At 35.7% G+C, this 10,749-nt stretch carries 8 protein-coding genes and 1 pseudogene; 8 read left to right on the plus strand and 1 reads right to left on the minus strand.

Going from position 1 to position 10,749, the window contains the following annotated elements; all coding sequences use genetic code 11:
• From ACEN33_RS10880 to ACEN33_RS10890, 3 genes and pseudogenes are all read left to right on the plus strand, one after another.
• A pseudogene (locus ACEN33_RS10880) lies at positions 1 to 118 on the plus strand (IS30 family transposase); the annotation flags it as partial.
• Between the two features lie 76 nt (positions 119 to 194).
• Complete coding sequence (locus ACEN33_RS10885) at positions 195 to 1,046, plus strand: HAD family hydrolase (protein ID WP_407089374.1); 852 nt, start codon at positions 195 to 197, stop codon at positions 1,044 to 1,046.
• A gap of 19 nt (positions 1,047 to 1,065) precedes the next feature.
• On the plus strand, positions 1,066 to 1,401 hold the full coding sequence (locus tag ACEN33_RS10890; RefSeq protein WP_138404338.1) for a hypothetical protein: 336 nt from the start codon (positions 1,066 to 1,068) through the stop codon (positions 1,399 to 1,401).
• Between the two features lie 41 nt (positions 1,402 to 1,442).
• Here ACEN33_RS10890 and ACEN33_RS10895 read toward each other — a convergent pair whose 3' ends face one another.
• Positions 1,443 to 2,465 carry a glycosyltransferase gene (locus ACEN33_RS10895; protein WP_407095095.1) on the minus strand — a complete coding sequence of 341 codons (1,023 nt, stop codon included), beginning with the start codon at positions 2,463 to 2,465 and terminating at the stop codon, positions 1,443 to 1,445.
• A 198-nt stretch (positions 2,466 to 2,663) separates the two neighbouring features.
• Between ACEN33_RS10895 and ACEN33_RS10900 the strand changes: the two genes are divergently transcribed.
• The 5 genes from ACEN33_RS10900 (at position 2,664) to ACEN33_RS10920 (ending at position 10,546) form a co-directional block, all read left to right on the plus strand.
• Complete coding sequence (locus tag ACEN33_RS10900; protein ID WP_407095096.1) at positions 2,664 to 2,873, plus strand: CsbD family protein; 210 nt, start codon at positions 2,664 to 2,666, stop codon at positions 2,871 to 2,873.
• A gap of 171 nt (positions 2,874 to 3,044) precedes the next feature.
• Positions 3,045 to 4,220, plus strand: a complete 1,176-nt coding sequence (locus ACEN33_RS10905) for a hypothetical protein (RefSeq protein WP_407095097.1) — start codon at positions 3,045 to 3,047, stop codon at positions 4,218 to 4,220.
• A gap of 25 nt (positions 4,221 to 4,245) precedes the next feature.
• Positions 4,246 to 5,436, plus strand: coding sequence for a class I SAM-dependent rRNA methyltransferase (locus ACEN33_RS10910; RefSeq protein ID WP_407095098.1), 1,191 nt, complete (start codon positions 4,246 to 4,248; stop codon positions 5,434 to 5,436).
• Positions 5,437 to 5,454: 18 nt separating this feature from the next.
• Positions 5,455 to 6,156, plus strand: coding sequence for an ABC transporter ATP-binding protein (locus ACEN33_RS10915; RefSeq protein ID WP_407089382.1), 702 nt, complete (start codon positions 5,455 to 5,457; stop codon positions 6,154 to 6,156).
• Positions 6,157 to 6,181: 25 nt separating this feature from the next.
• Positions 6,182 to 10,546 carry an FtsX-like permease family protein gene (locus tag ACEN33_RS10920; protein ID WP_407095099.1) on the plus strand — a complete coding sequence of 1,455 codons (4,365 nt, stop codon included), beginning with the start codon at positions 6,182 to 6,184 and terminating at the stop codon, positions 10,544 to 10,546.
• Positions 10,547 to 10,749: the final 203 nt, after the last annotated feature.

The following is a 10,749-nucleotide window of genomic DNA, read 5'->3' on the forward strand; positions in this document are numbered from 1 at the left end:
TGTGTCATCGATTGCACACAAACGGAACACGATTCCACGGAAATCCTTACACTACCGAACACCGTTGGAAGTATTTTTGAGTTACTTAGATGAAGCAGTTTTGTCTAGCTTAATTTGACAAATCAAACTATTTAAAACCAGTGACTAAATATGATACTATTAATACGAAATGGACATCTTATAAGGAGTTTATAATGACTGTAAAATTAATTGTAATTGACTTAGATGAAACTCTGTTGAGAAAAGACAAAAGCTACGACGTCGAACGTTTTAATCACGCACTTCATACGCTGAAAGGCCGAGATGTATTGGTTTGTATAGCAACTGGGAACAGTTATCACAAAATTATTGACTACTTCTCGAAAGAAGATCAAAAAGATTTATACTTTGCTTGTGATAATGGGAATTTTATAGTAAAAAATAATGAAGAGTTATCAACAACGACTGTGGATAGAGAGACTCTCTATAAAATTGCATCCTTTGTTGATGAATTTGAAGGTTTCCACATTATGGTAAATACTGGAAATCAAGCCTACTTTAGAGAAACCGAAGGCGAAGCCTTTGAACACATTTCTCAATATAATAATGCTTTAGCCTATATTGAAAAGTTCGAAGATTTACCGGAAGGAGAAAAGCCTACTAAACTCGCGATTTATTCAACGCACTCACTTGATCGAAATAAAATAATGACGCGTATTTTGAAAGAACGTTTTGAAGACATTGATTCGGTAACGAGTGGTGACGGTTGGCTAGATGTATACTCAAAAGATGGCGGTAAAGGAAGTGCTGTAAGAAAATTACAGACAAAATACAATATTAAAAAAGAAGATACAATGGCATTTGGCGATAGCTTAAATGATGAAAGTATGATGAAAGAAGCCCATTACAATATCGCAATGGGCAATGCTGATCATGAATTATTGTTATCGACAACCTACCAAATTGGAACAAATGAAGATTCTTCTGTGATAAATTTACTAGAGGAACTTCTTTTAAATGATTCTATGGAATTTATGAATAAATACTTAATCCATAAGAAAAGATAGAAAGGTCTGTGGAAGCGAGTTGGCAAAAAAGAGAAGACAAAAAGGTAAAAAAACTGAGCAAGAAGACTTAGTAAAAGTAGATATATTCTATATTCCTGAAGCACAAGCTGAGATGTATCAAGTATTGCGCGATGCAATCGCAATGGATGTCGAAGAGATATTAGAAAGTACTTATCATCACGTGGATCGAGTGTTCGACGAAGATGAAGGTGAGGCAGTTGCTGCATTTGATGAAAATAACAATGAGCAAGCGCGTTTATATCTAAACCCGACAAACATCTCTCAAGGGCAAACAGCGAGAGATAAGGGGCAATTGGATAAATTCTTGGATACACATTTAATTAAGAAAGCATAAAAAACTGAAGTAAATGAACGGCAATAAGCCATTCATCTACTTCAGTTTTTTTCTTCCTCGAGTTTAATTTCGATGGCTTTTTGGTAGACGTCTTTTAATTGCTTTCCAATTTCGATGAGATTTCTCTCTTTAGCAACCTCATAGGCAGCTTCACCTAAGGGAGGTAAGTCATTTAATCTAAATTGTTCGATTAATCGTTCGAAATCATCAATGTCTTTTCCTTTATAGACATGTTTCTTGTCAATTAACCAATCATCAAATACTGGGATATCTCTAACAATAAAGTTTGCTTTTGTTGCACAAGCCTCTAAGGCAGGAATCCCTTCAGTTTCTTCCATCGTTGGAAATAAGAACAAATCAGAACCTTGTAAACCAAGTATGATGGAATCATTAGGAACATAACCAGCGAATATTAGATTTGGTAAGTCCGTTTGAATCGCTTGTTTAATATTGTCAGGCACAAGTTTTAGATCAGTATAACCAAACCAAATAAATTGAACATGTGGCATGCGCTTGGCCAATTCCACGAAATCCAGAATCCCTTTCCGTTCTAAATATAAGCCAATACCCATAACGATAAAGTCATCAGATTCATAATTAAACTCTTCAAGAAACAGTTCTCTGGCATTATCTACGTGATTGAAACGGCGCAAATCAATCCCATTTGATACACTCACAATTTCTCGTCCGATATCATACGATTCAAGTAACTTTTTAGCATAAGGTGTAGGAGCGATGAGAATATCACCTTGACGATAAGCCTGAATCAACCATTGTTTAAACAATGGAGAGACTTGGTTTGAAAAGATGAATGAATTTCGAAAATCCTCCTCGGTTGAGTGAGCATGGTAAACGACAGGGATGCCACTATGCCCTAACTTATATGCGACATAATATGATTTTGGGAAATACGTATTAATATGAAGAACATCAAACGTATCATTTATGTCAGTTGTATATTCTATATTATTTAAAAAAAGAGCTTCTTTCTGGTGTTGAATGGCTTTACCTAAGCCAGATTTATTAATTTGTTTCAAGTTTTCGCTATATAGTAATACTTTCATAATACACCCCTTTAACTAAATTTAGTTTAGAACATGAAAAGCTTTTTAGCAAGTTTTACTGTCGTCATTATTTTATTTCTTTCATTATCAAAATAATGATAGTCATAACCGGAGAAAAAGCCTATTAATTGACAATAGCACTGCTTTTTCAATAAAATATAAGAATAAAGAAATAATAAAAATTTGGAGGGGAAAAATATGTCAGAAGATAAAAAAGATCAAGTTGTAGGAAAAACAAAAGAAGTTACAGGTAAAGTAACTGGCGATAAAAAACGTGAAACAGAAGGAAAAGCACAAAAAAATAGCGGTAAAGCTAAAGAAGCCCTAGATGACGTTAAAGATACTGTCAAAGGTGCGGTAGACGGTGTGAAAGATGCCTTCAATAACGACGATAAAGATAGAAGATAGTTAATCGTTTCTTGTGATTTAAATGCATACATTTTTAGTGTCTAAAACTAAAAGTGTATGCTTTTTTAATGTAAGCGTAGTAGCTGATAATAAAGAAGATAAAATTCATACTCAGTTCGAAATAATGTGCTAATATATGAAGCGGAGTAAAAAGGTCAGGAGCGAATAATTATGCGTCAATTAAAGAAATTATTGTTATCTCTGAGTCTCATTTCATTCATTAATTATCCAATACAGTTTGCCCAAGCATCTGAAGATGAAGAAATGCAAGAAGAGCTCGCCATACGAGAAGAAGTTGATCAAGATTTTAAGCAAGTATTAGATAAATTAGAAGCATCAGATAAATATAAAATCACTTTGCGATATATGAATGTTGATTCGAACAAATTACTTGCTGAAGGTGAGATTCTTGCTGATTCTATAAGTGGGGATGCAAGATTAACGTTTGATATTTATGAATATGGACAAGACAATACACAATCAGTCTCAACTTATGACATCGTTTCTTATCGTGAATTTTCTTTAGCTTACATTAATACAATCAATTTATTAACGGATACGGGATTTTTTGAGCAAACGTATTTTCCTCAAAATGTTCAAAACCAACTAAATGAATTCAATAATTACTACATTGCGATTAATCAAGATGAGTTAGGTTCGATTAATATGAATGAAGAGTTAATCGATAATTTATTATACTTTCCAGATTTATCTCAAATAGAGGATATCTCTACGGATGATATCTATCAATTAAATGATAGCACGATTATTGATATGGAAAGACTTGAGATTCCACGTGGATTCTATCAAAATGCGGGCAGTTTCAGTTTGAATTATAGTTTAAATGTGGATATTAACGAAAGTGATGATCGACACATTTCTTATGATGTTATTCCGAATCAACAATTTAATATCACTGAAAACTCACGAGGACTAACATTTCAGTCGACATTGTCTTCACAAATTACAGATGACTTAATATCTTCGAGAAGGTTGGATAATCGAGAGTTTCCAGCTGATTATCAGTGGGAAAGTAATATTAGTACAAATCACGTGACAGATAAATTAACCAAAGCAACTATTAGTATAAATCCTGAGGTAGGTAGTTATAACGCAACATTAACAGGTCTTTATGAACAATTTGTGCTGAATATATTCAGTAATAAAACAGCAGATATCGAATCTTTTAATTACCGTTTAGAACTAACCATGACACCATCAGAAGAAAAGATACCAGAAATAAACGAATTGAATAAAATGACAATGAGTGAATTTTCATACTTGATGGAATCAGTGTTAACCGCTGAGAATCAACGTTATGACAACGACACACAGTTATTAAATTAAAAGAGAAAGAAAAAGGGTGTTCAAAATGGCAGAATATAAATTAAGAGAACTTGCGACAAAGCGAATTAAACATGGTGGAAAATTAATTAAAGCGAAGGATTTCCAAAACGAAGATAAAGCAAAACACTTTATTGAAGGAGATGTCGTCATCTTAAATGATTTTGACAATCAATTCTTAGGGAAAATGTTAGTCGGACGCCAAAATAAAGGTGTTGGCTGGTTAATTACCACTTATCAAGATGAATACTGGAACGACAGTTTAGTCTATGATGCCTTAGAAGAAGCTTTTGAAGAACGCGAAGCATTCTTTAATAGTACCGAAACGACTGCTTTCCGTGTATTTAACGGTGAAGGGGACGGCATTGGTGGGGTGACCATTGATTGGTACGGCCACTACGTTCAAATTAATTGGTATTCTAAAGGAATTTATGAATACCGTCATTGGTTCTTTGAAGCAATAAAACAATTATTACCTGAAGTTAAGGGAGTTTATGAGACGCTCCGCTTCCAAACAGATGATTTAGAACCCATTCAACTAGTCAGTGGCGCCGAAGCACCGGATCCATTAGTCGTTAAAGAGAATAATCTTAACTATGCTGTGCATTTAGGTGAAAGTTGGATGACAGGAATCTTTTTAGACCAAAGAGATGTACGTGATTTTATTAAGACGCAAGCGAATGGGATGTCTGTATTGAATATCTTTAGTTATACCGGCGCTTTCTCAGTTGCGGCATCAGTTGGTGGAAGTGACCATACGGTAAGTGTTGATGTAGCCAACCGCAGTATCGAATTAACAACAGAACAATTTGCGTTAAATGATATCGAAGTTGAAGATTCTAAACATGAGATTCGTGTGATGGATGTCTTTAATTATTTAGATTACGCAACCAAAAATAACATTACATTTGATTTAATTGTTAGTGATCCGCCAAGCTTCGCGCGAACTAAAAAGAAGATGTTCAGAGTAGAAGAAGACTATTCAAACTTAGCAAAACAATTATTTAAATTAACAAATCCAAATGGGATGACGATATTAAGTACCAACCATAGTGGATATGCTCTAGAAGATTTCCGAGATGATATGGTTGCGGCAACGCAAGAGTTGAACGGAACTTATTATTTAATCCAACAATTCAGTCTTCCAGAAGATTTCCCAACAAGTCCAGATGAAGAAAGTAGTTACCTCAAGGTGTTGGTATTTTATCGCGAAAATTAGTAATAGAGGTGAGATTAGATGAGCTATATTGAGCTAATTGATGTAGTAAAAGAGTATAAAAGCGGTGAAGTTGTCACTCGCGCAAATGACGGTGTAACATTCACAATCGAATCCGGCGAATTTGCCGTAATATTAGGACCTTCAGGAGCTGGTAAATCCACAACGTTAAATATATTAGGTGGAATGGATAAAGCGACATCCGGTGAGGTTATTATTGCTGAAAAAAATATTAGTGATTATTCAGACAAAGAATTAACAACATTTCGTAGAAATAATATTGGCTTTGTCTTCCAAAACTATAATCTTGTACCTAATTTAACCGCAAAAGAAAATGTTGAGTTATCGATTCAAATATCTAATAGTGATGCAGATGTCATGGATGTCCTTAAGCAATGTGGTTTAGACCACCGAGCGGATAATTTTCCAGCTCAACTTTCAGGTGGAGAACAACAACGTGTATCCATTGCTCGCGCTATTGCCAGCAAACCAAAATTATTATTAGCCGATGAACCTACGGGTGCATTAGACTACGAGACAGGTAAGCAAATACTTAAATTATTGCAAGATACAAGCCGTAATACCGATACCACCATCGTTGTTATTACTCATAATACAACAATTTCAGAGATGGCAGATCGGGTAATAAAGATTAGAAACGGGAAAGTAGACGATATTGTTATAAATGATACGCCTCTAAAAGTAGATGAAATAAAATGGTAATTAGTATTAAGAAGGGGGGAATCCTATGAATTCTGCATTATGGAAGGATAATTTAAGAGAAATAAAAGAATCGATTCCTCGCTTTATCTCAATATTTGCCATCATTGCCTTAGGTGTTTCTTTCTTTGTTGGAATTCGGGCCGCAGGGCCATGCATGGTAAGAACTGCTCGAGAAGTATATCAAGAGAATAATATGCCAGATGGACATATATTATCGACAGTTGGTCTTAACGAGACAGATATTGATTTGTTAGATAACCAGAATGGTGTCACTATCTTACCCATGCAGTCCATTAATGCTATTGTCAGTCCTGGTGAAGAGAATGCGAAGATATTCACCTATAACGGAGATGAGAGTACAATTTTCTTTAAGGTTTTTGAAGGACGAATGGTTGAAGATACGGATGAGATTGTCCTCGATACAAAATATCTAGAAACGCTCAATGCACAAATGGATTCACCTATCCAAATTGGTGACCGAATTACACTAGATAATTCCGATAGTGCTGGTTTCACATTGGAGACGGAAGAGTTCGAAGTGGTCGGTTTTGCTCGTAATCCACTCTATATAGAAAGAATGACCCGAAGCGGATCGGCTAATGTCTTTGGAATTATAAGCGATCAGGCAGTGAGTGGAGATTTATACTCTGAAGCATATTATTGGATAGATAATGCGAGAGAATACGAAGCATATACACCAGAATATAATCAAGTTGTCGATCAGACAGTGGCTTCAATTGAAGAAGACTTAAAAGGTAGACCTGAACTACGAATTGTGGAGTTGCAAGATGAAATTGCGTCTTCCATTGATGAAGGGGAAGCTGAAGTGGCTGATGGTTACCAAACCTTAGAAGATGCTCGAGAAGCTTTAGAAGATGCTCAAGCAACTTTATCAGAGGGCCATCAAGAAATATTTGATGGACAAAGAACTCTTAATCAAGGGATTGCTGACATCGAAAGCGGAAAAGAAGAATTGAATAATGGAATCAAAGAGTATCAACAAGGTCGGTTAGACCTTGCGGATGCACGGGCACAACTGAATTATAATGAAAAAACCTATGAAGAAGGCTTGACCCAATATGAAGAAGGACTGGCGACCTTTAATAAAGAAATCGCATCTGCTCAGTCACAATTAACGGATGCACAAGCACAGTTAGATCAAGCAGCATCACAAGCACAAGCAGGTTATTCACAATTAGTTGAAGGCCAAGCGGCACTTGATGCCGGTTATAGTCAATTGGCTGCAGGAAGACAAGAATTGCTAGACCAATTAAGTCTTGCTACAAACGATCAGATACCACCAGAGCAATTGTTAGCTGCAATTGAAGATCAGATTGATGTTATTAACGGCTTCCTTCAAGTTCTTGAGCAATCAGATACCGGAGCAAATCCGGATATTGTATCTTGGATTAATTCATTAAATATTGAACGAGATATCTTAAGAGAAAATCTTCAAGAACTCGCAGCTATCGTCAATGAATTAGATGAGGTTGAAGAGCTAGAGCAAACGTTAGCTGATTTGAAACTTTCGACAGAACAACTCATTTTACTAGAACAACTTGTTGGGACAGAATTGAGCCCAGCAACTTCTATTGATGATGTTCTACAATTATTAAATAAGCGAATAGCTGAGTTAGAGACTCAAACAGAAACACTCCCAGAAAACCCTTCTGGAAGTGACAATGAGCTAATTAATAAAATAGCTGAAATACGTGAATTAGAACAGCAATTAACAAACATCGAAACAGAATTGAACCAACTCCAAACAGAATACAATAATATGGGAGATATTTCGGAACTTATTGCACAAAGAGATGAATTATTAACTCAGAATGAGTCTTATAATCAACAAATGGCTGAATTATCACAAGCAATCAGTGCATTAGAATCACAATTACAAAATCAAGAATTAACTGAAGCGGAATCCATTCAAATTGAAAGTGATTTACAAACACAAAGAAATGAATTGAATGAATTTAGTACTTTACGTCAACAAAATAACTCAGAACTGGCAGAGTTGAATCAACAAATTGAACGATTCAATTCTTTAGAAACTCAAATTGAAGAGCTTAATAGTCAGCTTAGTCAAACGGAAGCGGCGCTGACGACTGCTCAAGCTGAATTAGATCAGCTGCTCGAAGATGGTGGTTTAAATGAACTACCTCCGGAACTGGACTTAGATCAAATTCAATCAGAATTGACTCAATTAGTGGAAGCAGTGAATATGTTGCAAACGGGACAAGTGACACTCGACGAACAAAGTTCTGTTTTAGCAGCTGGTTGGAATGAATATTATGCTGGTTTGAGTCAATTAGAAGCAGCGCAAAGTACGATTAACCAAGGTTGGACTGAGCTGAATGCTCAAAGTGCGGCAGGTCAAAGTGAGTTAGATACAGCTTATGCTGCAATCACTGAAGGCCGACAAGCTTTAGATGAAGGTATTTCACAATTTAATGAAGGACAAGCGAGTCTTGTCGATGGTAAACGGGTGATCGATGAGTCATACAATACGCTTATTGCAGGTCAAAGAGAGCTTGAAACAGGTCGTGAAGATGCTCTGGCTGGACGAATGGAATTGATGCAAGGTGACGCTGAGTATAACTTAAATCGTTATGAATTTATCTCAGAAGAAGAAGATGCCTTAGAAGATTTAGAACAGGCTGAAGCAGATATTGCTGAAGCTATAGAATCTCTAAATGATTTAGAAGAGCCAACCTATGTGGTGGAAAAACGTGGAAGTTCAAGTGCCTATCAAAGTTTAAATGATAATGCAGAACAACTAAATGTGATTTCTAATATATTCCCAGTGTTTTTCTTTGCGATAGCCATCTTAGTAACGTTCACAACAATTAAACGTATGGCAAGTGAACAAAGAAATTACATGGGAACAATGAAACAACTAGGATATAACAATGGGACAATTATCCAGAAATTCGTTGTTTATGCTGGTATCGCCGGGATATTAGGTATAATTGTTGGGTTAATAATTGGTTACGCAGTCTTTCCAGGTGTCATCTTAAACGCATATAATATGTTGTATTATTTCGATGCGCCTGAAATTGAAATCTTATGGGGATGGAATTTTCTTGCAGCACTGATAGCCTTGGCGACAGCTTTATTCCCTGCAATCTATACACCACTTAAAATGTTGCATACTCAACCGGCCAATCTATTACAACCAGAACCACCGAAATCAGGTAAGAAATTATTACTAGAACGTGTACCAAGTATTTGGAATCGATTATCATTTAATACCAAAATGACAGTGCGAAATCTACTTAGATACAAAGGACGTAACTCGATGACTCTTATCGGAGTTGCAGGGTGTACGATGTTGATCGTAACAGGTTTCGGAATTAGTAATACAATATCTGGTGTTGTGGATGGCCAATTTAATCAACTCCAAACATATGATGGCATGGTTTACCTTAATGAAGATTTAGAAGAATCTGAAATTGAAGACATGAATCAGTCACTCATAGAGATGGATGGCGTAGAGGGCTATATGCCAGTGGTACTTGAAACGTATGATGCAGAATTGGAAGGTGGTCAGACACAATCCGTTACTGTAACAGTTCCTCTAGGGAATTTAGAATCATTCTCGGACTACGTTACATTACGCGAAAGAGGCCAGGAACCAATTCCAAATGCCATCGTAGATAAAGGTCCATTTATCACAGAAAGAATGGGTGAGTTACTGAATTTATCAAAAAACGACTCATTTACCTTAGAAAATGAAGACTTAGAAGAGTTTACTGTAGAAGATTTTACAGTTGTAGAAAACTACGCTTCTCACTACCTCTATGTAAATCCTGAACAATATGAAAATATCTTTGGGGAAGAACCAAGTCAAAATGCTTACTTAGTTCACTACACAGAAGGTGTCAGTCAAAAAGAAACTGAAGAAGCAATCATGGACAATGATAATGTCTTAACGACTGTCGATTTGAATACACTTGCTGAAAGTTTCGCAGATCAAATGGGAAGTTTAGATTTAATTACATTAGTTCTAATTATCTCAGCAGCTTCATTAGCCTTTGTCGTTCTGTATAACTTAACAAATATTAACGTTGCTGAACGAATCCGAGAATTATCTACGATTAAAGTACTTGGATTCTATGACCAAGAAGTAAGTATGTATATCTTTAATGAGGTATTAGTACTATCAGTCTTAGGTAGCTTAGTTGGTTTAGTGCTCGGAACGATCTTAAATACTTACTTGTTAAAAACAATGCAAATGATGGACGTCTTGTTCCATCCAAGTGTTTCAATAGGCAGTTACATCGCTTCATTCTTCATATCCTTAGCATTCTCTACAATAGTCATGGTGGCTATGCACTTTAAACTGAAAAAAATCGATATGGTTGAAGCACTTAAAGGTGTAGATTAATAACAAGATATTTTAAAAAAACTTTCAATGAATTCTAAGTTAATTGACTTTAGAATCGTTGGGAGTTTTTATTATGACGCCGATTGTAAAATTAAGCTAGACAACTAAAACAGCCATTTGTGGTACACTCAACTTGTAATTCCGACCAAAGAATACAAAGGAGTGACCACAAATGACCTACACCCATCTTACCACGGATGAAC

The organism is Ruoffia sp. FAM 24228 (genome assembly GCF_045528575.1).
Lineage (GTDB): Bacteria > Bacillota > Bacilli > Lactobacillales > Aerococcaceae > Ruoffia > Ruoffia halotolerans.